At 60.1% G+C, this 25673-nt stretch carries 25 protein-coding genes; 11 read left to right on the top strand and 14 right to left on the bottom strand.

Features of this window, described 5'->3' with window-relative positions:
- Positions 1–32: 32 nt before the first annotated feature.
- The 3 genes from prpC to BLS87_RS02195 all read right to left on the bottom strand — a co-directional run bounded on the left by prpC (position 33) and on the right by BLS87_RS02195 (position 2974).
- A complete protein-coding gene (gene prpC / locus BLS87_RS02205) occupies positions 33–1160 on the bottom strand; it encodes a bifunctional 2-methylcitrate synthase/citrate synthase (RefSeq protein WP_074749753.1) in 1128 nt (375 codons plus the stop codon).
- Between the two features lie 204 nt (positions 1161–1364).
- A complete protein-coding gene (gene prpB, locus BLS87_RS02200; RefSeq protein WP_074749752.1) occupies positions 1365–2255 on the bottom strand; it encodes a methylisocitrate lyase in 891 nt (296 codons plus the stop codon).
- Positions 2252–2974, bottom strand: coding sequence for a GntR family transcriptional regulator (locus BLS87_RS02195; RefSeq protein ID WP_074749751.1), 723 nt, complete (start codon positions 2972–2974; stop codon positions 2252–2254). The genes prpB and BLS87_RS02195 overlap by 4 nt, the downstream gene beginning before the upstream one ends.
- A 299-nt stretch (positions 2975–3273) precedes the next feature.
- Between BLS87_RS02195 and rloA the strand changes: the two genes are divergently transcribed.
- From rloA to pabB, 4 genes are all read left to right on the top strand, one after another.
- Positions 3274–3822, top strand: coding sequence for a retropepsin-like aspartic peptidase RloA (gene rloA / locus BLS87_RS02190; protein WP_074749750.1), 549 nt, complete (start codon positions 3274–3276; stop codon positions 3820–3822).
- Positions 3823–3826: 4 nt separating this feature from the next.
- On the top strand, positions 3827–5377 hold the full coding sequence (gene rloB / locus BLS87_RS02185; RefSeq protein ID WP_074749749.1) for an osmotic stress tolerance membrane protein RloB: 1551 nt from the start codon (positions 3827–3829) through the stop codon (positions 5375–5377).
- Entirely contained in the window at positions 5377–6345 is a 969-nt protein-coding gene (locus BLS87_RS02180) for an alpha-L-glutamate ligase-like protein (protein WP_167362027.1), read from the top strand. The genes rloB and BLS87_RS02180 overlap by 1 nt, the downstream gene beginning before the upstream one ends.
- Positions 6346–6456: 111 nt before the next feature.
- Positions 6457–7800 carry an aminodeoxychorismate synthase component I gene (gene pabB / locus BLS87_RS02175; protein ID WP_074749747.1) on the top strand — a complete coding sequence of 448 codons (1344 nt, stop codon included), beginning with the start codon at positions 6457–6459 and terminating at the stop codon, positions 7798–7800.
- Between the two features lie 62 nt (positions 7801–7862).
- On the opposite strand, the gene thrH is transcribed toward pabB, so the two are convergent.
- Positions 7863–8480: a bifunctional phosphoserine phosphatase/homoserine phosphotransferase ThrH gene (gene thrH, locus BLS87_RS02170; RefSeq protein WP_074749746.1), complete on the bottom strand. Its 618-nt coding sequence runs from the start codon at positions 8478–8480 to the stop codon at positions 7863–7865.
- 188 nt (positions 8481–8668) lie between these two features.
- Between thrH and BLS87_RS02165 the strand changes: the two genes are divergently transcribed.
- Positions 8669–9403 (top strand): phosphoadenylyl-sulfate reductase, encoded by a 735-nt coding sequence (locus BLS87_RS02165; protein WP_074749745.1) that lies wholly within the window; start codon positions 8669–8671, stop codon positions 9401–9403.
- A gap of 112 nt (positions 9404–9515) precedes the next feature.
- On the opposite strand, the gene cysB is transcribed toward BLS87_RS02165, so the two are convergent.
- The 5 genes from cysB to BLS87_RS02140 form a co-directional block, all read right to left on the bottom strand.
- A complete protein-coding gene (cysB, locus tag BLS87_RS02160) occupies positions 9516–10490 on the bottom strand; it encodes an HTH-type transcriptional regulator CysB (protein WP_062382408.1) in 975 nt (324 codons plus the stop codon).
- A gap of 154 nt (positions 10491–10644) precedes the next feature.
- Positions 10645–11139, bottom strand: a complete 495-nt coding sequence (locus tag BLS87_RS02155) for a universal stress protein (RefSeq protein ID WP_074749744.1) — start codon at positions 11137–11139, stop codon at positions 10645–10647.
- A 95-nt stretch (positions 11140–11234) separates the two neighbouring features.
- Positions 11235–12137 (bottom strand): 5'-nucleotidase, encoded by a 903-nt coding sequence (locus BLS87_RS02150; RefSeq protein ID WP_074750237.1) that lies wholly within the window; start codon positions 12135–12137, stop codon positions 11235–11237.
- Positions 12138–12220: 83 nt separating this feature from the next.
- Positions 12221–13183, bottom strand: a complete 963-nt coding sequence (locus BLS87_RS02145) for a putative 2-dehydropantoate 2-reductase (protein WP_074749743.1) — start codon at positions 13181–13183, stop codon at positions 12221–12223.
- Positions 13184–13194: 11 nt separating this feature from the next.
- Positions 13195–13530: a thioredoxin family protein gene (locus BLS87_RS02140; RefSeq protein ID WP_074749742.1), complete on the bottom strand. Its 336-nt coding sequence runs from the start codon at positions 13528–13530 to the stop codon at positions 13195–13197.
- Between the two features lie 256 nt (positions 13531–13786).
- Here BLS87_RS02140 and BLS87_RS02135 point away from each other — a divergent pair, with 256 nt between their 5' ends.
- Positions 13787–14863 (top strand): 3-deoxy-7-phosphoheptulonate synthase, encoded by a 1077-nt coding sequence (locus tag BLS87_RS02135; RefSeq protein ID WP_074749741.1) that lies wholly within the window; start codon positions 13787–13789, stop codon positions 14861–14863.
- Between the two features lie 77 nt (positions 14864–14940).
- Here the strand turns inward: BLS87_RS02135 and BLS87_RS02130 are convergent, their stop codons facing one another.
- Positions 14941–15222: a GNAT family N-acetyltransferase gene (locus tag BLS87_RS02130; protein ID WP_074749740.1), complete on the bottom strand. Its 282-nt coding sequence runs from the start codon at positions 15220–15222 to the stop codon at positions 14941–14943.
- Positions 15223–15925: 703 nt separating this feature from the next.
- On the opposite strand from BLS87_RS02130, the gene oprI reads away from it, so the two are divergent.
- On the top strand, positions 15926–16177 hold the full coding sequence (oprI, locus tag BLS87_RS02125; protein WP_003199355.1) for an outer membrane lipoprotei OprI: 252 nt from the start codon (positions 15926–15928) through the stop codon (positions 16175–16177).
- A 188-nt stretch (positions 16178–16365) separates the two neighbouring features.
- Here the strand turns inward: oprI and BLS87_RS02120 are convergent, their stop codons facing one another.
- The 3 genes from BLS87_RS02120 to BLS87_RS02110 all read right to left on the bottom strand — a co-directional run bounded on the left by BLS87_RS02120 (position 16366) and on the right by BLS87_RS02110 (position 18652).
- Complete coding sequence (locus BLS87_RS02120; protein WP_074749739.1) at positions 16366–17334, bottom strand: L,D-transpeptidase family protein; 969 nt, start codon at positions 17332–17334, stop codon at positions 16366–16368.
- Positions 17335–17418: 84 nt separating this feature from the next.
- Positions 17419–17715, bottom strand: a complete 297-nt coding sequence (locus BLS87_RS02115) for a hypothetical protein (RefSeq protein WP_074749738.1) — start codon at positions 17713–17715, stop codon at positions 17419–17421.
- A 331-nt stretch (positions 17716–18046) separates the two neighbouring features.
- Positions 18047–18652: an arylesterase gene (locus BLS87_RS02110; protein WP_074749737.1), complete on the bottom strand. Its 606-nt coding sequence runs from the start codon at positions 18650–18652 to the stop codon at positions 18047–18049.
- 10 nt (positions 18653–18662) lie between these two features.
- Here BLS87_RS02110 and BLS87_RS02105 point away from each other — a divergent pair, with 10 nt between their 5' ends.
- From BLS87_RS02105 to greB, 3 genes are all read left to right on the top strand, one after another.
- Positions 18663–19346: an ABC transporter ATP-binding protein gene (locus BLS87_RS02105; RefSeq protein ID WP_074749736.1), complete on the top strand. Its 684-nt coding sequence runs from the start codon at positions 18663–18665 to the stop codon at positions 19344–19346.
- Positions 19346–21859 carry an ABC transporter permease gene (locus BLS87_RS02100; RefSeq protein WP_074749735.1) on the top strand — a complete coding sequence of 838 codons (2514 nt, stop codon included), beginning with the start codon at positions 19346–19348 and terminating at the stop codon, positions 21857–21859. The genes BLS87_RS02105 and BLS87_RS02100 overlap by 1 nt, the downstream gene beginning before the upstream one ends.
- 104 nt (positions 21860–21963) lie before the next feature.
- Positions 21964–22473, top strand: a complete 510-nt coding sequence (greB, locus tag BLS87_RS02095) for a transcription elongation factor GreB (protein WP_074749734.1) — start codon at positions 21964–21966, stop codon at positions 22471–22473.
- A 72-nt stretch (positions 22474–22545) separates the two neighbouring features.
- Here greB and BLS87_RS02090 read toward each other — a convergent pair whose 3' ends face one another.
- Positions 22546–24654: a TonB-dependent siderophore receptor gene (locus tag BLS87_RS02090; protein ID WP_425262189.1), complete on the bottom strand. Its 2109-nt coding sequence runs from the start codon at positions 24652–24654 to the stop codon at positions 22546–22548.
- Between the two features lie 533 nt (positions 24655–25187).
- Here BLS87_RS02090 and BLS87_RS02085 point away from each other — a divergent pair.
- Positions 25188–25670 carry a DUF2938 domain-containing protein gene (locus tag BLS87_RS02085; RefSeq protein WP_074749733.1) on the top strand — a complete coding sequence of 161 codons (483 nt, stop codon included), beginning with the start codon at positions 25188–25190 and terminating at the stop codon, positions 25668–25670.
- Positions 25671–25673 lie beyond the last annotated feature (3 nt).

Raw genomic sequence — 25673 nt, 5'->3', positions numbered from 1 at the left:
CGCGCCTACAGGTATTCAGGCATCCCCACCGTTCAGCGTTGTTCGATTGGCACGAACTTGCGCTGCTCGACGCCGATGTACTCGGCGCTTGGACGGATGATGCGGTTGTTGGCGCGCTGTTCGAACACATGGGACGCCCATCCCGTCAGGCGCGAACAGACGAAGATCGGCGTGAACAATTTGGTAGGAATCCCCATGAAGTGATACGCCGAGGCATGATAGAAATCGGCGTTGGGAAACAGCTTTTTCTGCTCCCACATGGTCTTGTCGATGGCTTCGGACACCGGGAACAACACCGTGTCGCCGACCTCGTCCGCCAGTTTTCTGGACCAGCCCTTGATCACTTCATTACGCGGATCGTTGTCTTTATAGATCGCGTGACCGAACCCCATGATCTTGTCCTTGCGCGCCAGCATCGCCAGCGTGCCTTGGGTGGCTTCTTCGGCCGAGGAAAACTTCTCGATCATGTCCATGGCAGCTTCGTTGGCGCCGCCATGCAACGGGCCGCGCAGCGTGCCGATAGCGGCCGTGACACACGAAAACAGGTCCGACAAGGTCGACGCGCAGACCCGCGCGGTAAACGTCGAGGCGTTGAATTCGTGCTCTGCGTACAGAATCAGCGAGACGTCCATCACCTTGCGGTGCAGTTCGCTCGGCGTTTTGTCCAACAGCAGCTTGAGGAAATGCCCGGCAATGGACACCTCGTCGGTCACGCAGTCGATCCGCTTGCCCTCGTGGCTGAAGCGGTACCAGTAACACATGATCGCCGGGAACGCGGCCAGCAGCCGGTCGGTGGAATCGTGCTGCTGATCGAAGCTGACTTCAGGTTCCAGCGTGCCAAGCATCGAGCAGCCGGTACGCATCACGTCCATCGGATGGGTGTCGGCAGGAATACGCTCCAGCACTTCTTTCAAGGCTGGCGGCAAGTCACGCAGCCCTTGCAGCTTTTCCAGGTAACGGTCCAGTTGCACCTGATTCGGCAGCTCGCCGTACAGCAGCAAATAGGCTACTTCTTCAAAACGGGCATCAGCCGCCAGCTCGCGAACGTCATAACCGCGATAGGTCAACCCGGCGCCGGCCTGGCCAACGGTCGACAGGGCCGTCTGCCCAGCCACCTGGCCACGCAGGCCAGCGCCACTCAATACTTTTGCTTCAGCCATTGCTGTCTCCAATCTTATAGTTTTCGGGGAATCGGCAATTCATGTCAGCGCTCACCGGATCATCAGAACGACGCGGGTCTGTAGGAGCGAATTCATTCGCGAAACATTCAACAGGCACAGAGATGCACCGCCTCAACGGACGTCTCGCGAATGAATTCGCTCCCACAGCGTTGTAGACGCCCATCCAAAAATCAGGGTGAACGCTCAGCCCTTCTTCTGCGCAAACAGCGCGTCCAGCTTCTGTTCAAAAGCGTGGTAATCGATGCGGTCATACAGTTCCATGCGGGTCTGCATGGTATCGACAACGTTCTTTTGCGTGCCATCGCGACGAATCGCCGTGTACACGTTTTCGGCGGCCTTATTCATTGCGCGGAAGGCCGACAGCGGATACAGCACCAGCGAAACCTCCGCTGACTTCAGCTCTTCGGTGGTAAACAGCGGCGTCGAGCCAAACTCAGTGATGTTCGCCAGAATCGGCGCCTTCACCCGCGACGCGAACAGTTTGTACATTTCAAGTTCTGTGATGGCCTCGGGGAACACCATGTCCGCCCCCGCCTCGATGCACGCCGCCGCGCGGTCCAGTGCGGATTCGAGACCTTCGACCGCCAGCGCATCGGTCCGCGCCATGATCACGAAACTGTCATCGGTGCGCGCGTCGACCGCCGCCTTGATGCGGTCGACCATTTCCTGCTGCGAGACGATTTCCTTACCGGGACGATGGCCGCAACGCTTGGCGCCCACCTGATCCTCAATGTGCATGGCGGCCGCGCCGAACTTGATCATCGACTTCACGGTCCGCGCCACGTTGAACGCCGACGCCCCGAACCCGGTGTCCACGTCCACCAGCAGTGGCAGCTCGCAGACATCAGTGATGCGACGGACATCGGTCAATACGTCGTCCAGGCCGGTAATGCCCAGATCAGGCACACCCAGCGAGCCGGCCGCCACACCGCCGCCCGACAGGTAAATCGCCTTGAAGCCGGCACGTTGCGCCAACAGCGCGTGATTGGCATTGATCGCGCCGACCACTTGCAAAGGATGCTCGCTCGCGACGGCATCACGGAAGCGTTGGCCGGCAGTCGTTCTTGAAGTCATTGTTCACCTCGGGCAGGAGTGGCTTGATGGCGTTGTTCTTGATAGCGCTGTTCGATATTGCGTTTCGATGCGCCGATATGACGGCGCATCAACAATTCGGCCAATTCGCCGTCGCGGTCGGCGATGGCATCCAGAATGCGGTGATGCTCCGTGAAGGCCTGACGCGGGCGATTGGGCGTGGTGGAAAACTGGATACGGTACATGCGCACCAACTGGTAAAGCTCGCCGCAAAGCATCTGGGTCAACGTGCTGTTGCGCGCGCCCTGGATGATCCGGTAATGAAAGTCAAAATCGCCTTCCTGCTGGTAATACCCCACGCCCGCCTGAAACGCCGTGTCGCGCTCGTGAGTCTCGAGCACACGTCGCAAGTCGTCGACTTCCTGAGCCGTCATGCGCTCGGCAGCGAGTCGGCACGCCATGCCTTCCAGCGACTCGCGAATTTCATAGAGCTCCACGAGTTCGGCATGACTCAGGGACACCACGCGAGCGCCAACATGCGGAACGCGCACCAGCAGGCGCTGACCTTCGAGACGATGGATCGCCTCACGCAGCGGCCCGCGACTGATGCCGTAAGTACGCGCCAGTTCCGGCTCGGAAATCTTGCTGCCCGGCGCGATCTCACCTTTGACGATCGCAGCCTGAATGCGCCGGAAAACGTTCTCCGACAACGTTTCCGAATCGACCTGAGCAATCGCTGCAGTTTCGATGGATTCCAGCATTGTCGACACCTTTCAATGGAATGCGCCTAAATCTAGTCAAATACTCGCTTTCCGTCAAAGAGAAATTAATGATTGTCGACAATCGTCTAACAACCTCGAAGCAGCAGGCGTTTTCCCACAGGCACTGTCCATCCAACCCGTTACTGGCGCCATAAAACCTTCATGCTAGAATGCCGACCGCATTAGCCTGCCTGACCCTGCGATCAGGGACGTCCTTGCTGGCCGTGGCTCTCAAGCCAGTCCGAACCCCGAGCTGACGTCAGAACAGCTCCTCGTTTCCCTCCACCATGCCAGGACCTATGAGCCGCCATTCCCTACTTCTTCTCTTATGCCTGCTCCTGTCGGGGGTGCTCCGCCCAGATTCGAGCCTGGCAGCCGACAAGACCGTCTATGGACTGAACGAGTACGCTGAGCTGGCCGGCATTGATCTTCAAGTCGCGGCGAAACTGGACACGGGTGCCAAAACGGCTTCGCTCAGCGCGCGCGACATCAAGCGTTTCAAACGTGACGGCGAGTCCTGGGTACGCTTCTACCTGGCCATCGATGATGCCCACGAACACCCGATCGAACGGCCTCTGGCCAGGGTCAGCAAGATCAAGCGCCGCGCCGGCGATGTCGATCCCGACGATGAAAAGAAATACACCGCGCGGCCGGTGATCAGTCTCGATGTGTGCATGGGCAGGGCTTCACGCACCATAGAAGTGAACTTGACCGACCGAAGTGCATTCCAATACCCGCTTTTGATTGGCTCCGAAGCGCTCAAACGCTTCGATGCGCTGGTTGATCCAAGCCTTAAATATGCAGCGGGCAAACCCGCCTGCGTCACTGATGCTCAAACCGCAGAGTAAACACATGCGCTCTCTAACCCTTCATCTGAAAATCCTGATCACGGCCCTGGTGGCACTGGGCATCGCGATCACGGCCTATCAGATATTGGTGCTCGGCATCCCGGTGACCGAAGACGAAACCGACGATTTGTGGAACATCGACGCCAAGGTCGAGTTCGTGGCCAACCCGAAAGACTCGGTCAAGGTCCAGATGTACGTACCGCCGCTCTCGCGCGACTACATCAGCCTCAACGAAAGCTTCATCTCCAACAACTACGGCGTGAACGTCAACCGCGCCGACGGCAACCGCAAGGTCACCTGGTCCGCCCGACGCGCCAACGGCAACCAGACGCTTTATTACCGCCTGGTCTTGACCAAGCGCTACGGCGGCGAAAAAGCCAAGATCAAGGGCCCGATCTTCCGTGACAGCATCGCCGTGGAAGGCCCGGAAAAAATCGCTGCCGACGCCCTGCTCGCCCCGATCCGTCAGCACTCGGCCGACGTCGAGACGTTCGTCAGCGAAGCCATCCGACGTGTCAACAATCTGAGCGACGACAACGTCAAGCTGCTCCTGGCCGGCGACACCTCGGTCCAGAACAAAGCCCGTATTACCGAAATCCTGCTGTCCATTGCTCACGTTCCCGTCGAGAAGGTCCACACCATTCGCCTGGTCGCCGACCAGCCGCAGACACCCGAGCTGTGGTTGCGCAGTTTCAACGGCAAGGACTGGCTGTATTTCAACCCCGAAACAGGTGAAGCGGGCCTGCCGCAAGACCGCCTCCTGTGGTGGATCGGCGACGACAACCTGATCACCGTCGAAGGGGGCAAGAAAGCGGCGGTCAGCTTCAGCCTGAACAACAGCGAGATGAACGCCATTCGCCTCGCCAAACTCACCGACGAAAGCACGGACGCCGACTTCCTCGAATATTCGCTGTACGGCCTGCCGCTGCAAACCCAGCAGACCTTCATGATCATGGTGATGATCCCGATCGGGGTGCTGATCATTCTGATCCTGCGCAACCTGATCGGCTTGCAGACCCTGGGCACGTTCACCCCCGTACTGATTGCACTGGCGTTTCGCGAGACCCAGCTGGGCTTCGGCATCGTCTTGTTCACGATCATTACCGCGCTGGGGCTGTCGCTGCGCTCCTACCTTGAACACCTCAAGCTGCAAATGTTGCCCAGGTTGTCGGTGGTGCTGACCTTCGTGGTCGTGCTGATTGCCGCCATCAGCCTGTTCAGCCACAAGCTGGGGCTTGAACGAGGCCTGTCGGTGGCCCTGTTCCCGATGGTGATCCTGACCATGACCATCGAGCGCCTGTCGATCACGTGGGAAGAACGAGGCGGCAGCCACGCGATGAAAGTCGCCATCGGCACGCTCTTCGCCGCTTCGCTGGCCCACATCATCATGAGCGTCCCGGAACTCATCTACTTCGTGTTCACATTCCCGGCCATTCTGCTGATTCTTGTCGGTTTCATGCTGGCGATGGGTCGCTATCGCGGCTACCGGCTGACCGAACTGGTGCGTTTCAAGGCCTTCTTGAAGGAAGACGCCGAACGGGAAAACGTCAAATGATCGGCTGGTGGAAAACCTGGAAGGCCCTCGAAGCCAAAGGGATCATGGGCATCAACCGGCGTAACGCCGACTATGTGCTCAAGTACAACAAGCGCAGCCTGTACCCGATCGTCGACGACAAGATCATCACCAAGGAGCGGGCCATCGCGGCCGGCATTCATGTGCCTGAAATGTACGGCATCATTTCCACCGAGAAGGAAATCGAGAAGCTCGACGACATCATCGGCGGGCGCAGTGACTTCGTCATCAAACCCGCGCAGGGTGCGGGCGGCGACGGCATTCTGGTGATCGCCGACCGGTTCGAGGAGCGCTTTCGCACCATTTCCGGACGCATCATCAGCCACGAAGAAATCGAGCATCAGATTTCCAGCATCCTGACCGGCCTGTATTCCCTGGGCGGACACCGCGACCGCGCGCTGATCGAGTACCGCGTAACGCCTGACCAGATCTTCAAGAGCATCAGTTACGAAGGTGTGCCTGACATCAGGGTGATCGTGCTGATGGGTTACCCGGTCATGGCCATGTTGCGCCTGCCGACCCGCCAGTCCGGAGGCAAGGCCAACCTGCACCAGGGCGCCATCGGCGTCGGCGTTGACCTGGCCACCGGCCTGACCTTGCGCGGCACCTGGCTGAACAACATCATCAGCAAACACCCGGACACTACCAACGCGGTGGATGGCGTGCAGTTGCCCAATTGGGACGGATTCATGAAACTGGCTGCCGAATGCTACGAGCTGTGCGGCCTGGGCTACATCGGCGTCGACATGGTGCTGGATCAGGACAGGGGCCCGCTGATTCTGGAACTCAACGCCCGTCCGGGCCTGAACATTCAGATCGCCAACGACTGCGGCCTGACGCATCGCACGACAGCCGTCGAGCAGCGACTGGCCGAGCTCGCCGCTCAAGGCAGACACGAGAGCCCGGAAGAACGCGTGAAATTCGCTCAGGCATTGTTCGGGCACGTTTGACGGCATGTGATCAATGCGCCTCAACACAGCTCAGACCCGACATGGCCTCTAGGACACAACCCTCCCGGAGGACTACAATCGCCCTCCGCTGCCACGACTGATTTACCTCGAATGCCAACCTGCTCCGTACACCCGCTTGCCTATCAGGTCGACCCGACCGGGTACTTCTCGATCATTCGCCACGCGCCCGGCGCTGTGTTGCTGGACAGCGGCCGGCCCGAGGCTGAACGCGGGCGCTTCGACATCCTCAGCGCCTGGCCGCTGGAGACGTTGGCGCCGGCGGCCGATGAAAGCGGTACCGCCTTCCTGCAGCGACTGCGCGACCACCTTGTCCTAATGGGCGAGGCGGATTTACCGAAAGAAAACCCATTGCCGTTTGCCGGCGGGCTGATCGGCTATCTGGCCTACGATTTCGGTCGGCTGCTCGAACCCCTGCCCTCGCAGGCCGTCGACGATCTGCATCTGCCCTCGGCCCGGCTCGGGCTCTACGCCTGGGCATTGATCAGCGATCACCAGTCAGGCACCAGCCAGTTGGTGTTTCACCCGTCACTCGACGACGAAACACGTAATCGACTGATCGGTCTATTTGAGCAACGACCTGGCAAAGACGACGGGCGTTTCCAGTTGGCGGCTCCTTTTGCTCCGGACATCACTGCCGACCAGTATCAGCACGCCATCGAACGCATTCATGCCTATATCCACGCAGGCGACTGCTATCAGGTGAATTACGCGCAACGCTTCCGTGCCGGATACCACGGAGATCCGTGGGCGGCCTATCAGGCGTTGCGTGTCGCCTGCCCCACCCCGTTTGCCGGCTATCTCGGCCTGCCCGATGGCAACGCAGTGCTGAGTCTGTCACCGGAGCGCTTCGTCAAGGTCAGTCAGCGCCAGGTGGAAACCCGCCCCATCAAAGGCACCCGGCCACGGGGCAAGGATGCGGCCGAAGACGCCGCCTACGCTGAAGAACTGCTGTGCAGCCCGAAAGACCGCGCTGAAAACCTGATGATCGTCGACCTGCTGCGCAACGACCTGGGTCGCAGCTGCCGCATCGGCTCGGTGAAGGTGCCGGAATTGTTCAGCCTCGAAAGCTACCCGAATGTCCACCATCTGGTCAGCGCCGTGACGGGCGAGTTGGCAACGGGCAAGGACGCACTGGACCTCATTGGCGGCAGTTTCCCCGGCGGCTCAATCACTGGCGCGCCGAAAATCCGCTCCATGCAGATCATCGACGAACTGGAGCCCAGCCGTCGGGCGCTTTATTGCGGGTCGTTGCTGTACCTGGACGTGCGCGGCGAGATGGACAGCTCCATCGCCATTCGCAGCTTGCTGGCCAAAGACGGGCAGATTGCCTGCTGGGGCGGCGGCGGTATTGTCGCCGACTCGCAGTGGGAAGCCGAATACCAGGAAACCTTCACCAAGGTTCGGGTATTGATGCAGACGTTGGAATCGCTGTAATACCCGTCTCAGTTTCACGGTAGGCGCCAGCCGGCTGGCGCCTACCGAAAATGACCGCGCGATTACAGACTCAACGCCCGGTTCGACGCCTTGATGAACTCCCTTTTCAACGCCTCGAACGAATGCACGGCCGGGAACTGGGGAAATTCCCGTATGACATTGTCGGGCGCATGAAACAGGATCCCGACATCGGCTTCACCCAGCATGGTTGTGTCGTTGTACGAATCCCCCGCTGCGATCACGCGGTAATACAGGCTTTTGAACGCCAGTACCGACTGACGCTTCGGATCTTTCTGGCGCAGCTGATAACTGACCACCCGGCCGCTCTCATCCGTCACCAGACGGTGGCACAGCAAGGTCGGGAATCCCAGCTGACGCATCAGCGGCTGGGAAAACTCGTAGAAGGTGTCAGAGAGAATGACCACCTGAAACCGTTCGCGCAGCCAGTCGACAAAATCCACGGCACCTTCCAGCGGCGACAGCGTGGCGATGACTTCCTGGATGTCAGACAGCTTCAGCCCGTGGTCGTCGAGAATGCGCAGGCGTTGTTTCATCAGCACGTCGTAGTCGGGGACATCGCGCGTGGTCGCGCGCAGCGACTCGATACCGGTTTTTTCCGCGAACGCGATCCAGATTTCCGGGACCAGCACACCTTCCAGGTCAAGACAGGCAATTTCCACAAACCACTCCTTGTGTGTTCAGTCATGCGACGTCAGGGAAGCAGCACTCTAACCAGCTCGACGGGCAGTGCGCAAACTCAGGTTTCAGGCAAATCGCCGAAGGTTTTTGTTACCATCTGCGCCACTACGAGCGCTCAAGCGCCGCATTAAGAGCGCCTACGCGCCGCCACCGATTAGGAAGCCGCCTGATGAGCCATCCCTTCGACGTCGCCGAGATTGCAGCGACCTACGCTAACAAGTCCGCCCAGGACATTTTGAAGTTCGCCTTCCAGCACTTCGGCGATGAGCTGTGGATTTCCTTCAGCGGCGCGGAAGACGTGGTGCTGGTGGACATGGCCTGGAAGATCAACAAGAACGTCAAGGTCTTCAGCCTCGACACCGGCCGCCTGCACCCCGAAACCTATCGCTTCATCGATCAGGTCCGCGAGCAATACAAGATCGCCATCGATATCGTGTCACCTGACCGTGAAACGCTTGAGCCTTTCGTCAAGGAAAAGGGGCTGTTCAGCTTTTACAAGGACGGCCATGGTGAATGCTGCGGCGTGCGCAAGATTGAACCGCTGCGCCGCAAGCTGACTGACGTGAAGGCCTGGGCAACCGGCCAGCGTCGTGACCAGAGCCCGAGCACCCGCAACAGCGTGGCCGTGGTCGAAATCGATAGCGCGTTTTCGACGCCAGAGCGCCCGCTGTACAAATTCAACCCACTGGCGCAGATGAGCAGCGAGGACGTCTGGAATTACATCCGCATGCTCGAACTGCCTTACAACAGTTTGCATGAGCGCGGTTTCATCAGCATTGGCTGCGAGCCTTGCACACGCCCGGTGCTGCCGAATCAGCACGAGCGTGAAGGTCGTTGGTGGTGGGAAGAGGCAACGCAGAAGGAATGCGGGCTGCATTCGGGGAATTTGATCACCAAAGCTTGATGACCGCCGAACCGTAGACGCGTGCTGGCCCGCGATTGCGTTATCTCAGCCACAGATCCAATACCGTGGCTGACAAACCGCGGGCAAGCGCGCCCCTACACATTAATGCCTGTCAATGCTCCGGCAGCACCACGCCGTCGAACAGCTCTTCCAGTTCCTGCTTGTTATGGCACTGGATCGCCTTGGCCATGACATCACGGGTCAGGTGCGGCGCGAACTTCTCAATGAAGTCGCACATGAAGCCCCGCAGGAACGTGCCGCGACGGAACCCGATCTTGGTAATGCTGGCTTCGAACAGTTCGCTGGCATCCAGCACCACCAGATCGCTGTCCAGCTTGGGGTCGACGGCCATTTTGGCGACGATGCCCACGCCCAGCCCCAGCCTTACGTAGGTCTTGATCACGTCGGCGTCGGCGGCAGTGAACACCACTTTGGGCGTCAGACCGCGATGACTGAACGCTTCGTCCAGCTTCGAACGCCCGGTGAAACCGAACACGTACGTCACGATCGGGTATTCGGCCAGAATTTCCAGCGTCAGCTTGGGCAACTTGGTGAGCGGGTGCCCCTGAGGCACGACCACACAGCGATTCCAGGTGTAGCACGGCATCATCACCAGATCGCCGAACAATTCCAGCGCCTCCGTGGCAATCGCGAAATCCACAGTACCGTCCGCCGCCATTTCGGCGATCTGCATCGGCGAACCCTGATGCATATGCAACGCCACGTCCGGGTATTGCTTGATGAAGTTGCTGATCACGGGCGGCAAGGCGTAACGCGCCTGAGTGTGCGTCGTCGCAATCGACAAGGTGCCTTTCTTCTCGTTGGAGAACTCTTGAGCGATCTGCTTGATGCTCTCGACCTTGCGCAGGATTTCGCCTGCCGTGGTAATGATCCGCTCCCCCGCCGGCGTCACACGTGTCAGGTGCTTGCCGCTGCGTGCAAAAACCTCGACGCCCAACTCGTCTTCGAGCAAACGGATCTGCTTGCTGATACCCGGCTGCGAGGTATACAGGCTTTGTGCCGTCGCCGAAACGTTGAGGTCGTGGTGCGCCACTTCCCAGATGTAGCGCAATTGCTGAAGCTTCATATGTGTCCCTCAAAGCCGGAAGACGCCGCAGGCATCAGCGACGGTATATAACTGGATTAATGGTCTGGAAGGCAAAGATAGAACTTTTTATCACTTTTAAGCGGTAATGGCACGCTGCTTTTTTTCACGCCCCCTGCGTTTCCACCTTTTACGCTCACACATTGGAACGGTTCTGCACCATTGGCACCATGTACACCGGCACCTCGGAAAGCTGTAACACCCTCGCTGCAGTTCGTCCGATCGGTGTATCCCCCTCGGCACCGTGGCTGTGACTGCCGACCACCAGCAGATCGACTTCAAGCCTCTGGGCCTGATCGAGGATCACGTTGGAGGGATCGCCCTGAACGACGCGTACGCTGCGGATCAGCTCAAGGTCCTGGTGATTCTCGCCAAGCTCATCACGAAAGCTGGCGAGCACCCTCAGCTCGATACCTTCGATGACCGTATTCACGCCTTCGCTGTGCAACTCTCTGAGCACGTCCTCGGCCAGATAACTTTGCAGCACGGATTCCGCAAACAGCCCCATAGGCTCGACGACATGGACCACGTGAAGCTCGGCATTGAACGTTTTGGCCAGCGCCAGCGCATGCTGCAGGACGTAGGGCGCATAAAGACCAAGGTCCGTGGCATACAGCATCGAGCGAATCATGTGACCTCCCGGCAGCCATGAAGGCGGAGTCACCATTGAGCGTAGCAGCGCACACGCGAATCGGCGGGTTTGATACAGCTTTCCGGTCTAAAGGTTCACGGTTTTAGCTCATTGCTGATGCCATGCGGAACATGCCCGGTGGCGACCACTTCGCGCGCTTTCTCGCAATGCCCGGGTTGATCGTCGAAAAACACGTCGGCCGCGAAGGCTTCGAGGAAGGCCGATTTTTCCAGCCCGCCCAGGAACAGCGACTCATCCAGTCGGATGTCCCACTCCCGTAGCGTGCGGATAACACGCTCGTGAGCGGGCGCAGAACGCGCGGTGACCAACGCCGTGCGAATGGGGCATGACTCTTCGGGAAACTCGCGCTGCAGCAGGTTCAACGCGGCAAGGAAGGGCTTGAAAGGGCCGCCTGGCAACGGCTGACGCGCGGCTTCCCGTTCGCTGGCCTGAAAGGCCTCGAGCCCACCGGATTGATAAACCCGTTCGGACTCGTCGGAAAACAGCACGGCATCGCCGTCGAAAGCAATGCGCAACTCGGCACTGGCGGCGCGCCGGGCACCACCGGAGAGAATCGTTGCCGCCGCAAACCCCGCGTCCAGCGCGCTGCGCACATCCTCCGCGTGAGTGGACAGAAACAGGTGGCTGCCAAAGGCCGCGAGGTACGGAAACGGACTGCGCCCTCCGACGAACGCCGCTCGGGAGATGTCCAGACCGTAATGCTGAATCGAATTGAAGACACGCAGGCCGGTGTCCGCACTGTTGCGTGACACCAGAATGACCTCCACGCGGGACTGACTGAGACTGGCATTGAGGCTCAGCAGCTTTTCCACCAGCAGAAAGGCATCGCCGGGCTCCAGCACTTCATCTTCATGATCGATCTGGTACTGGCGATACGCGGCAACCCCGTCTGTCATGTAGATCGCATGACTTTCCCGCAGGTCGAACAACGCGCGCGAAGAGATCGCCAGAACCAGCTTGCCGCCTGCAGTTTTCATGGTCAGATCGTTGGCCATCGGCTACTCCGTCAATTCAATGAGCTCGCGCGCCGACAGAGCGCGCGATTACAGAAAGATTGCCTCTAGCCTCCACGGCGACTGCGATCAATGAAGGCCAGCGCGTGGTACAACGCCCGAATCTTCGGCATGTCACAGCCCGCCGCCAGCGCGGCTGCCAGTGGTTTTGCGTAAATCGCTTCCAACTCCAGCGGGCGGTGTTCGACGAAATCGTGGTGCATGCTCGGGCGATAATCCGGCATGTGCCCGGTAACCTTGAAGAGTTGCTCCGCGTACCCTTCCGGCAGGGTATGGCCGCAGGCTTCAGCGCCCTGCACCACCTCGGCCATCAGACCTTGAATCAATTCGCGGCTGTCCGGGTCTGCCATCAGCGGCGTGGTGCTGGCATTGAGCAGCACTGATAGCCCGTTGTAAGGCACGTTCCACACCAGCTTCTGCCAGCGCGCCCTGTCGAGGTTGTCCATTGCCACCGATTCGATACCGGCCGTGTGGAACAGCGCAGCCCCCTCTTCGACAATGTTCTGACGAGTTGCACCTTCGGCTGCGGGCCCGCTGTGGTATCCAATGTTCACGGCGCCGAACGCCTGGTGTGCGATCTGACCGGGACCGGTGCGGTGTACGCAAATGAAGCAGAGTCCGCCGAGCAGATGCAGCGAGTCGGGCAACACGGCGCGCAGGTCGTCCTCGACGCCCAGGCCGTTTTGCAGCATCAACACCTTGGCGTTTGGCGCGGCGGCCTGAATGATTGCCGGCGCGACACCGTTATTGCCGGTGGTCTTTGCGCCCACCAACAGCCAGTCACAGGCGGGCATATCGTCGGCTGAGGCATACGCCTGAACCGACTCCAGGCTCAACGCACCGTGCACCTGGCTGTCCACGCGTAAACCGTTCTGCGACACCGCGCTGAATTCACTGCGCAGCAGAAAATGCACGTCATAGCCGGCCCGGGCTAGCATCAGGCCGTAAAAACCGCCGATGGCGCCGGTGCCAATGATGCCCACGCGAGGCTTTTTAATGATTTCGCTCATGCTTCCCCCGTTCAAGGTAACTCGTCAGGCGCGCGCGCCAAGGCCTGCTCCAGGCCGACAGCAATGGCTTCAAAGGACATTTTGCTGCGTAACGCGCCGTAAAATTCTCCGTCGCGAATGACGAACAGCGAAGGCAGGTGGAATACGCCGTAGCGTTGCACCGCACCACCGTTCTCCTCGGCATCGATCCAGCACAGCCGGTCGACCGGCAACGATTGCTCCGGCAGGTGATGCCGGGCCCAGCGGCAACTGGAGCAACCCACGCTGGTGAATATAAGCAGCGAGACGCCAGGTAACGCCAGCAGTTGCTGATCGAGGTCAAAATCCGTCAGTTGCAGTTGGTCCACGCCGATCTCTCCAGGGTGCGCCTCGTGCGCTGTCGGTCCACAGGGCGCAGTTTACCCACATCAGGCGCCCTGTCGGCTCCGCCTGCGGACAAATGTGCTCGACAATCCCGCGCCTGCAGGAGGAAAGCCACGTTTACCCATTGTCGAAGTACCGGCGAACGCGCTAAGGTTCGGCTCCCCCGTTGCGCTTAATAATGCTCGGCTCCGCCGCACGGGGACGTTGGCGGCCAGCATCCGTGACCTGATGAGTAACACGATGGCTGATTTACCGATTGACGACCTCAACGTTGCCTCCAACGAGACACTGATCACTCCGGATCAGCTCAAGCGCGAAATCCCCCTCACCGCTGCCGCCCAGGCCACCGTGAGCAAGGGTCGCGAAGTGATCCGCAACATTCTTGATGGCAAGGACCACCGCCTGTTCATCGTGATCGGGCCGTGCTCGATCCATGACATCAAGGCTGCTCACGAATACGCCGAGCGCCTGAAAGCTTTGGCGGCGGAAGTGTCCGACACCCTGTACCTGGTCATGCGTGTCTACTTCGAAAAACCGCGAACCACCGTCGGCTGGAAAGGCCTGATCAACGACCCGTACCTGGATGACTCTTTCAAGATTCAGGACGGTTTGCACATCGGTCGCCAACTGCTGCTGGATCTGGCCGAGAAAGGCCTGCCCACCGCGACCGAAGCCCTTGATCCGATCTCGCCGCAGTACCTGCAGGACCTGATCAGCTGGTCGGCCATTGGCGCACGCACCACCGAATCCCAGACTCACCGTGAAATGGCGTCCGGCCTGTCTTCGGCCGTCGGCTTCAAGAACGGCACCGACGGTGGCCTGACGGTTGCCATCAACGCCCTGCAGTCGGTGTCTAGCCCGCACCGTTTCCTGGGTATCAACCAGGAAGGGGGTGTCTCCATCGTCACCACCAAAGGCAACGCCTACGGTCATGTGGTGCTGCGCGGTGGCAACGGCAAGCCGAACTACGACTCGGTCAGTGTCGCACTCTGCGAACAGGCGCTGAACAAGGCGAAGGTCAAACCGAACATCATGGTCGATTGCAGCCACGCCAACTCCAACAAGGATCCGGCGCTGCAGCCACTGGTCATGGAAAACGTCGCCAACCAGATCCTGGAAGGCAACGAGTCGATCATCGGCCTGATGGTCGAAAGCCATCTGAAATGGGGCGCTCAAGCCATCCCTAAAGACCTCGCCGATCTGCAATACGGCGTGTCGATCACCGATGCATGCATCGACTGGGAAAGCACCGAGAATACCTTGCGCAGCATGCACGCCAAGCTCAAGGACGTGCTGCCCAAGCGCAAGCGCGACTGATCGCTAATCTGGAAACAACAACGCCGAGCAATTGCTCGGCGTTTTTCATGACAACATTTACGGCTTCAATCCACGGTTCAGATCTTGGCGGCCTGACGCTGATTGCGCTCCATGTAGCGCTCAACGTAAGAGCACGAGGGAATGACGGTGTAGCCCATACTTTCTGCGTAATCGAGCGCCACCTCAGTCAGTGCCGCCGCAATGCCTCGTCCCCGCAACGCGTTGGGAACGAACGTACGATAGATGTCCAGGGTCTGTTTCCCCAGGTCCATGTACGTCAGATAGGCTCGGTGACCGTCGATGTTGATCTCGAACTGGTGACCGGTCTGGTCATGGTGGATGGACAACGCCTCGCTCATCACTACTCCTCGCGGGTCTTGGAATTGGACCCTTACCTTACCCATCTTTGTCCGGCGAAGGAACCTCTACAGGCAAGTATGAAAACCACCGCGCGCCGACCGCTTTCGGGCCTGTGCGCGCAATACTGCCTTCTACGCCACCCTGTGCCTGATTTGGACACCGAGAAGAGCCTGGCTGTTCTCAAACAAAGAGCACCTGCAAATAGTAGGCGCCATTATCGAATCCGCTCAAGTGAATCAACAGGAAAATGCACTGCCGCACATCTGACTGGACAGCACGATGGAACCTGACGTCGCCGGGTAATGTCCATTGAGACGTCAATGGTTGGGCAAAGTCACTTTGAGCACCAAAGAACAAGCATCATCGCCGATCATCGTCTATACAAAAAAAGGCTGTAACGCGGTTCAGCGTAGCTTGGCCGGGGCCAGCGTCCCGATGATTGACCCTGGTCACGTTATTGACGCACGCAGGGTCAACCGTCCACGGCCGCCCCACTGGCAGGTGTATTCGCCTGAAAGGGCTGCGTTTTTTCCAGACAAAAAGCGTGAAGAAGTGCGCGGAACACTTTCAAAGCAAAGAATTTTATGCGGTTCTTGCGCTTAGTCCGTTTACTTACTACAAACAATGGGTAGTATGTACGCCGGTCATTTTCTCATTTTCGAGAGATGATTAATTTGATAGAAGTCCTTTAAGGGGAACACGATGAACAACGTTCTGAAATTCTCTGCTCTGGCCCTGGCCGCAGTTCTGGCTACCGGTTGCAGCAGCGCCTCCAAAGAAACCGAAGCTCGTCTGACTGCAACTGAAGACGCAGCTGCTCGTTCGCAAGCTCGTGCTGATGAAGCCTATCGCAAGGCTGATGAAGCTCTGGCTGCTGCTCAGAAAGCTCAGCAGACTGCTGACGAAGCCAACGAGCGCGCTCTGCGCATGTTGGACAAGGCAAGCCGCAAGTAATAATCCCTCGGGATTATTGATAAGCCGATCCGGTTTCGGATCGGCTTTTTTGTTGCCTGATTTCCTTACCCGGGACGCTTGCGAAACCGTTTCACGGCACGGTCTTCAGGCAATAAAAAACCCATTCACCCTGCCCTGCGTCGCAGAGCGTGGTGAACGGGTATCAGCGTCAGGTCAGGCAGTTGCGGTTACTGCAGCGTGACCGGCGTGTTGTTAACGGCCGGAGCCGCCGTTCCTGGCACCGCGATCTCTACCGGCATGCCGTCTTCGGCAGCGACCACATCACGTACTTCATCCCAGTTGATCCGCAGGTTGTTGGCCAGGTCTTCACGCTTGAGCAGCGCGTTGATGACAGCCGTGTGCTTGTCGACCACCGACGGGTTGCCGCTCTCATCCAGCGGCGTGTGCGCTTCGAGGTAAACCTTGCCACCGCTGATGCCGAACTTGTAGGGCTCGTTCATGATGCGCACGGTCGTGCCGACCGGAACCATGTCCGCCATTTCCAGCACATTGTTGTTGTACATGCGGAAGCAGCCGTGGCTGGTGCGCATGCCGATCCCGAATTTTTTATTCGAGCCGTGGATCAGGTAACCCGGCAGGCCCAGACCGAACTTGAAGGGCCCGAGCGGGTTATCCGGCCCTGCCGGCACCACGTTGGGCAGGATGTCGCCATCGGCGGCATGTTCGGCCTTGACCGACGCCGGCGGCGTCCATGTCGGGTTGGGTGTCTTGGCGGTCACCTTGGTGGTGGACACCGGCGAACCCCAGCCTTCACGACCAATACCCAGCGGGAAGGTGTACACCACATTCTGGCCTTTCGGGTAGTAGTACAACCGGTACTCGGCGAGGTTGATGACGATCCCTTCACGCGGACCCGGCGGCAGAATGAAGCGGGTCGGCAGAATGACCTGCGTCCCGGCGCCCGGCAGCCAGGCGTCGACGCCGGGGTTGGCCGCGATCATTTCCAGATAGCCCAGGTCGTACTTTGTGGCGAGGTCGGCGAAGGTGTCTTCGTACTTGGCTGTTACGGTCTGGACCGCGCCGATGATGTCTTCGCCGGGTGGCGGCAACGGAAACTCCAGAGCGGAGACAGGGCCGGCCGCACACAGTGCAGCAAGCGACAGACAGCGGGCGAAAGCTGGAATGCGCGACAACATCCGGGGAATCCTTGGGTAAACGGGAGGCTTTAATGAGGGCGATTGTACACGCACCCAAGGGCCTTCGGGAGTAGGCGCGACCGCTTACTCGCCGGTGTCCAGTTCAGGCCAGATGGGATTCCATCCGCGGCGCTGTGCGTCGATGATCGCCCGGCACAACGGGCACAGACGCTCATCCTGGTAAATGGCCTGCTCAACGCTGGACCAACGCGGCTGTGCAGGCAGCAGGCTTCCGCACAAAGTACGGTCGGCAGAACCGGCCAGTTCCAGTTGCCGGGCGGCCAGATGCACTCGAACTTCCTGGCACGCGAACAGGTCGAGCTGCTCATCGGGCTCGATCAGTTGATAGGCATAAAGGGACCAGGCGGGACGGCGCGGCATGAGGGGCTCCAGTTCGGGGGCGCCACATTAGCCGAAAGCCTTGTTTTGGAAAAGGGTCGGCTTGAGATTGTGACGCTCAAGCCCTTCAGCCCTGTTCGCCAGCAAGCCGGCGCCTACATGTTCTGCAACGTGCAGCAGCCTGAAAGATCGCCGTGCCCGCTCTGTGGTGCCCAAACCCATCTTAAGCGGACTCAAAGACCGACAACTCGATCCATCAGGCCATGGCACGTTAAAGCAGATGTAGGAGCCGGCTTGCTGGCGACCAGGCCCGACAGGGCATCAAAGTAATCATCCCCAGCCAAACCCTTGAGCCAAACCCTCAAGCCACCCCCTAAAGCAACGGCTTCAACACCGGCCAGACATTCTCCAATAACCGACCTTGCGCATTCGCCGCCGGGTGCAGGCCGTCCGCCTGGGTGTACTCGGGAACGCCGCCAACGCCCTCCAGCATGAACGGCACCAGCGCGACCTTCTTCTCAGCGGCCAGGTTGCTGTAGACCTCCTTGAACGCCGTCGTGTAACGCGCCCCGTAGTTCGGTGGAATCTGCATGCCCAGCAGCAACACCTTGGCCCCGGCTGCGCGTGAGCTGTCGATCATCGACGCAAGATTTTGTTGCAATTGTGCAGGAGGCTGGCCGCGTAACCCATCGTTACCGCCCAGCTCCAGGATCACGAGATCCGGTTTGTGGGCTGCAAGCAGCGCCGGAAGCCGCGCCTGCCCGCCTGCGCTGGTGTCGCCGCTGATCGACGCGTTGACCACTTTGTCCTTGTACCCCTGCTCCGCCAGGCGCTGCTCCAGCAAAGAGACCCAGCCTAGACGGGTATCCAGGCCGAAAGCCGCGCTGATACTATCGCCAACGATCAGCACCGTGCCTGCCATCGCTCCTTGAGACAACAGCAGCAACCCCAGGCCAGCACTTAAAAACCACGCACGCATCGGATTCTCCATGAGCGAAAGTATTCTCAGTGCTCGGAACCTCAGCAAAGTGGTCCCAAGCACCGAAGGTGACTTGACCATCCTGCACGAACTCTCCCTGGAACTAAACAAGGGCGACACGCTGGCCATCGTCGGCGCTTCGGGTTCGGGCAAATCGACCCTGCTGGGCCTGCTGGCCGGCCTGGACTTGCCCAGCGCGGGTGCCGTGACGCTGTCGGGGCGCAATCTCAGTGAACTGGATGAAGATCAGCGGGCCAGAGTTCGCGCCGAACACGTGGGCTTCGTGTTTCAGTCATTCCAGCTGCTCGACAGCCTCAATGCGCTGGAAAACGTCATGTTGCCCATGGAGCTCGAGGGTCGCAAGGACGCCCGCGAACAGGCACGGCATCTGCTGGAACGGGTCGGCCTGGGCCAACGACTGACCCACACGCCTCGACAGTTGTCCGGCGGCGAGCAGCAACGGGTCGCCATCGCCCGCGCCTTTGCCGCTGACCCTGACGTGCTGTTCGCCGACGAGCCCACCGGCAACCTTGACAGCCACACCGGCGAGCGGATCAGCGACCTGCTGTTCGAACTGAACCAGGAGCGCAACACCACGCTGGTGCTCGTAACCCATGATGAACGTCTGGCCCATCGATGCCGGCGCCTGATCCGACTTGAAGGTGGCCGTCTCGTCACCCCTATGGAGCCTTGATGGCACGTCTGCCTTTTGCCCGTCTGCTCAGCCTCGCCGCCCGCCAGTTGCTGCGCGATGCCCGCGCGGGAGAGCTGCGGGTGCTGTTTTTTGCCCTCGTGGTCGCCGTGGCGGCCAGTACCGCCATCGGTTATTTTGGCTCGCGCCTGAACAGCGCGATGCTGCTGCGCGCCACTGAATTCCTCGGCGCCGACCTGATCCTCAGCGGCTCGACCCCGGCCAGCCCCGAGCAGATCGAAGCGGGAACTGCGCTTAAGCTCGACCATTCGCAGATCGTGATCTTTTCCAGCGTGGTGGCAACCGACAACGGTATTCAGCTGGCGAGCGTGAAGGCGGTGGATGCCGCTTATCCGTTGCGGGGCGAGCTGAAAAGCGCCGATGCGCCGTATCAGCCGGAGGTCACCGGTGGCGAGCCGAAGGCAGGCGAGGCCTGGGCGGAAGCGCGCGTGCTGGCGGCGCTCAATCTCAAGGTGGGTGACAGCATCGATGTCGGCTCCACCACACTCAAGCTGACGCGCGTCCTGACCTACGAGCCCGACCGAGCAGGCAATTTCTATAGCCTGACGCCACGCGTGATGATCAACATGGCTGACCTTGAAGCCACCAAGGTCGTACAGCCTGGAAGCCGCGTCAGTTTTCGCGACCTGTGGCGGGGCACGCCGGAAAACCTGGCGGCGTATCGCAAAGCTATCGAACCTGCTCTGGCCGCGAATCAGAAGATCGACGACGCCCGCGATGGCAACCAACAGATCGGCGGTGCACTGGGCAAAGCCGAGCGCTACCTGAACATGGCCAGCCTCGTGGCTGTGCTGTTGGCAGGTGTTGCGGTCGCGCTGTCTGCCGCCCGTTTTGCCGTGCGACGGTTCGATGCCAGCGCCTTGCTACGCTGTCTGGGCTTGTCACGCAACGAAGCCCTGGTGCTTTTCAGTCTGCAACTGGCGATGCTCGGCATCGTGGCCAGCGTTGCAGGCGCCCTGCTCGGCTGGTTCGCCCAGATGGGCCTGTTCTATCTGCTGGAAAATCTGCTGCCGGCCGCCGTGCCACCGGGAGGCTGGTTGCCTGCGCTCGCCGGCATCGGCACCGGTCTGGTCGCACTGGCCGGTTTTGCCCTGCCGCCGCTGGCGGCGCTGGGCCGCGTTCCACCGTTGCGCGTGCTGCGCCGCGACATGCTGCCGATTCCCGCCAGCACCTGGCTGGTGTATGGCGCGGCATTGCTGGCGCTGGGCCTGATCATGTGGCGTTTGAGCCTGGATCTGGTACTGACCTTCGCCCTGCTCGGCGGTGGCCTCATCGCCGCCGTGGTGCTGGGCGGCGTTCTGCTGATCGCCTTGCAAAGCCTGCGGCGTTTGCTGGCCGGGGCTTCGTTGCCTTGGCGCCTGGGCTTGGGGCAACTGCTTCGGCATCCCATGGCGGCAGCCGGGCAGTCCTTGGCGTTTGGGCTGATCCTGCTGTCGATGGGATTGATCGCCCTGCTTCGCGGCGAACTGCTGGACACCTGGCAGAACCAGTTACCCAAAGATGCCCCCAACTATTTCGCCCTGAACATCCTGCCCGCCGAGCGTGACCGCTTCGCCGAGCGCATGGGTCAACTGTCGACCCACAGCGCGCCGCTGTACCCCATGATTCCGGGGCGCCTGATGAGCATCAATGGCGAGCCGGTCAGCAAGTTCGTGACCAAGGACTCACGCGGCGAAAACGCCACCCAGCGTGATCTCAACCTGACCTGGTCGGCCCACCTGCCCGAAGGCAACAGCATCACGGAAGGCCAGTGGTGGACCAGCGACCAACCGCCCACCGCCGATGAGATCCCCGGTGTATCGGTTGAAACCAAGCTGGCCAAGAGCCTGAACATGAAACTGGGCGATACGTTGAGTTTCGTGATTGGCGGCGCGAATCATGAGGTCAAAGTCACCAGCCTGCGCGACATCAACTGGGACACCTTCCAACCCAACTTCTTCATGATCTTCCAGCCCGGCACGCTCAAGGACGTTCCGACCACCTACCTGACCAGCTTCTACCTCGCACCTGGCAACGACCAGCAGATCGTCGAGCTGTCGCGCGCCTTCCCCGCAGTGACCATCCTGCAAGTGGAAGCGTTGCTGGAACAACTGCGCAGCATCCTCGATCAGGTCACGCTGGCGGTTCAGTACGTGCTGTTGTTCGTCCTCGCCGCAGGCCTGGCGGTACTGTTCTCCGGCTTGCAGGCCACCCTTGACGAGCGCATTCGCCAAGGTGCGCTGCTCAGGGCTCTGGGCGCTAACCGGGCGCTGCTGATCAAGGCACGGCGCATCGAGTTCGGCCTGCTGGGCGCGGTCAGTGGCGTGCTGGCAGCACTGGGCTGCGAACTGGTCAGCTTCGCGCTCTACCGCTACGCCTTCAATCTGGAATGGCACCCGCACGTCTGGCTGCTGGTCCTGCCATTGATCGGCGCGGCGCTGGTGGGCGGCGCAGGCGTGTTCGGCACACGCCGGGCGCTTAACGCCAGTCCGCTGACCGTCCTGCGCGAAGGCTGACCGCAAGGGTTGACCGGGGCGATGCCGACAGCAAAGATGTCGGCATCGCCCCCGGCCGCTCATCCTTGAGGCCGACCCTCGAACAGCGACCATCGAGAAATGCTTTGAGCACCAATATCAGTACCCGCGAAGGCCACACCGCCCTCAAGCAAGAACTCGATCACCTGTGGCGCGTCTACCGCCCGGAAATCACCCAGAAAGTCGCCTGGGCGGCGTCCCTGGGTGACCGCAGCGAGAACGCCGACTATCAGTACAACAAGAAGCTGCTGCGTGAAATCGACCGCCGCGTGCGCTACCTGCGCAAGCGCCTGGAAGACATGCGCGTGGTGGATTATTCCCCAGAACAGGAAGGCCGGGTGTTCTTCGGTGCGTGGGTCGAAATCGAGAACGATGACGGCGACACCAAACGCTTTCGCATCGTTGGCTACGACGAAATCTATGGACGCATGGACTACATCTCCATCGATTCACCCATGGCCCGGGCGCTGCTCAAAAAAGAGCAAGGCGATGAGGTGATGGTGCAGACGCCCACCGGAGAAGCAATGTGGTACATCAACCACATTTCCTACGAAAACCCGTCAGACGCTGCGCCAGTGCCCGAACAGAGCGAGTAGCGCAGATGCATTCGGCGAGCCAGCGCATCAGCGTGAGCCCCTTCGCAGAGGCTCACGCGATCTTGAAACGTATCAGTACTTCCAGGTCAGCGAAGCCGTGACGTTGCGAGGCGCGCCGTAGTTGCTGGCGGTGCCGCTGTACAACGACGTCAGGTACTTGCGATCGGTGACGTTGTTGAAGTTCAGCGCCGTGCTCCAGTTGCTGTCGATGTCGTAGCTGGTCATCAGGTCGACCAGCGCGTAGGCGTTCTGGCGGATGACGCTGATGTTGTCGTTCTGAATGCCGCTCTGCCAGCTGACGCGGGTGCCGATGCGGGCCTGCGGCAAGCCCGGCAGGCGATAGGTCGCCATGCCACGGAAGCTGTGCGTCGGAACGTACCGGCGCGACTTGTCACCGTCTTCATTTTCGATATGCACGTAGGTGTAGCCTGCCAGCAGGTCCAGGCCTGGCAGGGCTTCGCCCGACGCTTCGAGCTCGATACCGCGGCTCTTGTAGTCCCCGGTTGGGTAGCGGTACTGAGAGCCGACCTGCACCGCTTGATCCAGCGCGACCACGTTGCTCTGCTCGGTCTTGAATACCGCCGCCGTCAGGTTCAGGCGCTCATCCAGCAGGCTGCCTTTGACACCCGCCTCCAGGCTCTTGCCTTCGAGCGGGTCCACCGGTTTTCCATCAATACCGGCGTAGCCGTATTGCGGGTTATAGATTTGCGTCCAGCTGGTGTAAAGGCTCCACTCCTTGTTCAGGTCATACACCAGCCCGGTGTACGGCGTGACCTTGCCGTGCTCGCGCTGCGCGTGATCGACGCCATAACTCTCGCCCGTACCATCAGTGCTGAGCATGCGCGCCCCGGCAATCCAGTGCAGGTCATCCGCCAGACTGAAGCGGGCGCCGGCGAACAGGCTCTTCTGCCGGTCAATGATGTTCTGGGTGTTGATGTCGCTGGTGTAGAGGAATTGAGGTGGCGCCTCGGTGCCGGCCAGAATGCTGGCGAACGAGGTGTTGTAATACCCCGCTTGCGCCGCATCGTACTCGCGCGCCTTCTGGTGCGTGCGGCCATAGCTGGCGCCGAAGGTCAGCTCATGGTCGCGCCCGAACAGGCTGAAGGGGCCAGAGACTTTCGCTTCGCCGATCAACTGGTGCGATCTGCCTGAGGTTTGAGCGGCGAAAGCCAGTGCATCGTCGTCGGTGACGCTGGCGACATACAACATGCTGCTGTTCTGGTATTCGGTGATGGCGGTGCCGGTGAGCGTGGCGTTCCAGCCGTTGCCAAAGTCATGGGTCAGTTCGGCAAAGACGCGCTGCGTATGGATGTCCCAGTAGGACCAAGGCTGACCGACGTTTGAGCTGCGACTTGAGTAATGAATAGGGTTGTTGCTGCTGTCGACCAACGGCAAGTTGCCCCAGGTGCTGCCGTTCGAGTCGCTGTTGTGCTGAGAGAATCCGACCGTCAGGGTGTCGGCGTCGGACAGGTCGAATGCCAGCAAGCCCGCCGCGACGTTCTTCTCGTGGCTGTAGCGGTCCATCCACGAATTGCCTTTTTCATGGGCGTAGATGAAGCGGCCGCGTACGTTTCCGGTGTCCGTCAGCGGGCCCGAAACATCCACGTCAACACGACGGGTGTCCCAGGAACCCACGCTGGTGTCGATCTGTGCCTGGAATTCCTTCGTCGGTCGCTTGCGCACAAAGTTGACGGTGGCCGACGGGTTCCCCGCCCCGCTCATCAACCCGTTGGCACCGTGCAACACGTCGATCTGCTCGTATTCGGCCATGTCCAGATCACCGTTCAGGATGGTCTGGGTAAACGGCATGTTCATACCGTCGAATTCGAAGCTGTTGATTTCAAACCCGCGGGAGGTGAATTCCGTACGGTCGGTTTCACTCTGCTCCACGGTCACCGACGGTGCGGAACGGAGGGCGTCCTTGACGCTGTTCATCTTGTAATCGTTGATCTGGTCACGGGTGATCGTGGTGATCGCCTGTGGCGTTTCCTTGTTGGTCAGCCCCAGCTTCGTGGTGCTGGAAGACGGCCTCCCGACGTACCCCACGCTTTGCGCATCATCCTGAGCGGCAACGTCCTGAATTTGCGTGGCGGGCAGGGTCATTTCATCGGCGGCCTGCGCGAGGGAAACACTGCTGACGGCACTGGCAAGAAGCAAAGTGGCGGAAACACAACGATTCAAGGTCTCGGTTCCTGATAGCGTAAAAAAGAAACCGGATTCTGAATCAGAGTGAGAATGATTACTATATGTATCACTAACATTTATTCACATATTTTTCACAATTCACCTCAAACCCATTGCGCGGTGTCCGCCACGTAATGCTTATGAGGGGTTCGTGGCCATCTGGGCGGAGAAGCCCGACGTAAAGCGGTCCCGCAATCATCCCTCCAACGCGGCCTTCCTTGAATGGACTATCCGGTCTTGGCGATTGGCGTGAAGCGCAGGCCTGGTGGATGGACAGTCTACGGCGCCGAGACGGACCCAGGCGCACAGCAAGCCCGCCCATCCACGGCGATGATTGGTCAGTGACGGATCTGGCGCAGGGATCATGGTCATCGACAGGCTCGTAGGCGAAAAAACGCGAATGAAGAATTCTGCTGTCGAAGGTGGCTCACAACGGTTTTTTCGCCTGTTTCATGCGCGCCATCGCGACAAGCTGCTAACGTGTGGCGCCACTACGAACGCATTGATAACCGACGACACCAAGGACAGACATGTTCGAATTTATCTTCCTCGCCGTTCTCATCGGCAGTGGCGGTACCGCCTTGCTGGACCTCTGGGCACAACTGCTCAAAAGAACCCTCGGTATGCCCACCCCGCCATGGCATCTGGTGGGACGCTGGTTTGCCGGGATGCGCCATGGCCAGTTCGTGCACCGCAACGGCATCGGCAACTCGCCGCCAGTCCCGAATGAGCTGAAGATTGGCTGGGCCATGCATTACGCCGTCGGGATCATTTTCGCTGCCGCGTTGCTGATGATCTGGGGCGTGCAATGGGCGCACGCTCCGACATTTTTCCCAGCGCTGATCGTGGGGCTGGTCACGATCGGCGCCGGCTGGTTCATCCTGCAACCCGGCATGGGCGTTGGCGTTGCGTGCAACAAGGCTCCCAACCCAACCGTGGCACGCTTGCAGAATGTCATCGGCCATGTGGTATTCGCGACAGGCATGTATGGGGCGGCGTTGTTGGTGGGCTGAATA

The sequence above is a fragment of the Pseudomonas abietaniphila genome, from assembly GCF_900100795.1.
Lineage (GTDB): Bacteria > Pseudomonadota > Gammaproteobacteria > Pseudomonadales > Pseudomonadaceae > Aquipseudomonas > Aquipseudomonas abietaniphila.
This window is presented reverse-complemented; position numbering and strand designations above follow the sequence as displayed.

Coding starts and splice junctions, on each gene's coding strand:
- prpC (WP_074749753.1), bottom strand. CDS start 1,160: ATGGCTGAAGCAAAAGTATTGAGTGGCGCTGGCCTGCGTGGCCAGGTG.
- prpB (WP_074749752.1), bottom strand. CDS start 2,255: ATGACTTCAAGAACGACTGCCGGCCAACGCTTCCGTGATGCCGTCGCG.
- BLS87_RS02195 (WP_074749751.1), bottom strand. CDS start 2,974: ATGCTGGAATCCATCGAAACTGCAGCGATTGCTCAGGTCGATTCGGAA.
- rloA (WP_074749750.1), top strand. CDS start 3,274: ATGAGCCGCCATTCCCTACTTCTTCTCTTATGCCTGCTCCTGTCGGGG.
- rloB (WP_074749749.1), top strand. CDS start 3,827: ATGCGCTCTCTAACCCTTCATCTGAAAATCCTGATCACGGCCCTGGTG.
- pabB (WP_074749747.1), top strand. CDS start 6,457: ATGCCAACCTGCTCCGTACACCCGCTTGCCTATCAGGTCGACCCGACC.
- BLS87_RS02165 (WP_074749745.1), top strand. CDS start 8,669: ATGAGCCATCCCTTCGACGTCGCCGAGATTGCAGCGACCTACGCTAAC.
- cysB (WP_062382408.1), bottom strand. CDS start 10,490: ATGAAGCTTCAGCAATTGCGCTACATCTGGGAAGTGGCGCACCACGAC.
- BLS87_RS02155 (WP_074749744.1), bottom strand. CDS start 11,139: ATGATTCGCTCGATGCTGTATGCCACGGACCTTGGTCTTTATGCGCCC.
- BLS87_RS02150 (WP_074750237.1), bottom strand. CDS start 12,137: ATGAAAACTGCAGGCGGCAAGCTGGTTCTGGCGATCTCTTCGCGCGCG.
- BLS87_RS02145 (WP_074749743.1), bottom strand. CDS start 13,183: ATGAGCGAAATCATTAAAAAGCCTCGCGTGGGCATCATTGGCACCGGC.
- BLS87_RS02135 (WP_074749741.1), top strand. CDS start 13,787: ATGGCTGATTTACCGATTGACGACCTCAACGTTGCCTCCAACGAGACA.
- BLS87_RS02130 (WP_074749740.1), bottom strand. CDS start 15,222: ATGAGCGAGGCGTTGTCCATCCACCATGACCAGACCGGTCACCAGTTC.
- oprI (WP_003199355.1), top strand. CDS start 15,926: ATGAACAACGTTCTGAAATTCTCTGCTCTGGCCCTGGCCGCAGTTCTG.
- BLS87_RS02120 (WP_074749739.1), bottom strand. CDS start 17,334: ATGTTGTCGCGCATTCCAGCTTTCGCCCGCTGTCTGTCGCTTGCTGCA.
- BLS87_RS02115 (WP_074749738.1), bottom strand. CDS start 17,715: ATGCCGCGCCGTCCCGCCTGGTCCCTTTATGCCTATCAACTGATCGAG.
- BLS87_RS02110 (WP_074749737.1), bottom strand. CDS start 18,652: ATGCGTGCGTGGTTTTTAAGTGCTGGCCTGGGGTTGCTGCTGTTGTCT.
- BLS87_RS02105 (WP_074749736.1), top strand. CDS start 18,663: ATGAGCGAAAGTATTCTCAGTGCTCGGAACCTCAGCAAAGTGGTCCCA.
- BLS87_RS02100 (WP_074749735.1), top strand. CDS start 19,346: ATGGCACGTCTGCCTTTTGCCCGTCTGCTCAGCCTCGCCGCCCGCCAG.
- BLS87_RS02085 (WP_074749733.1), top strand. CDS start 25,188: ATGTTCGAATTTATCTTCCTCGCCGTTCTCATCGGCAGTGGCGGTACC.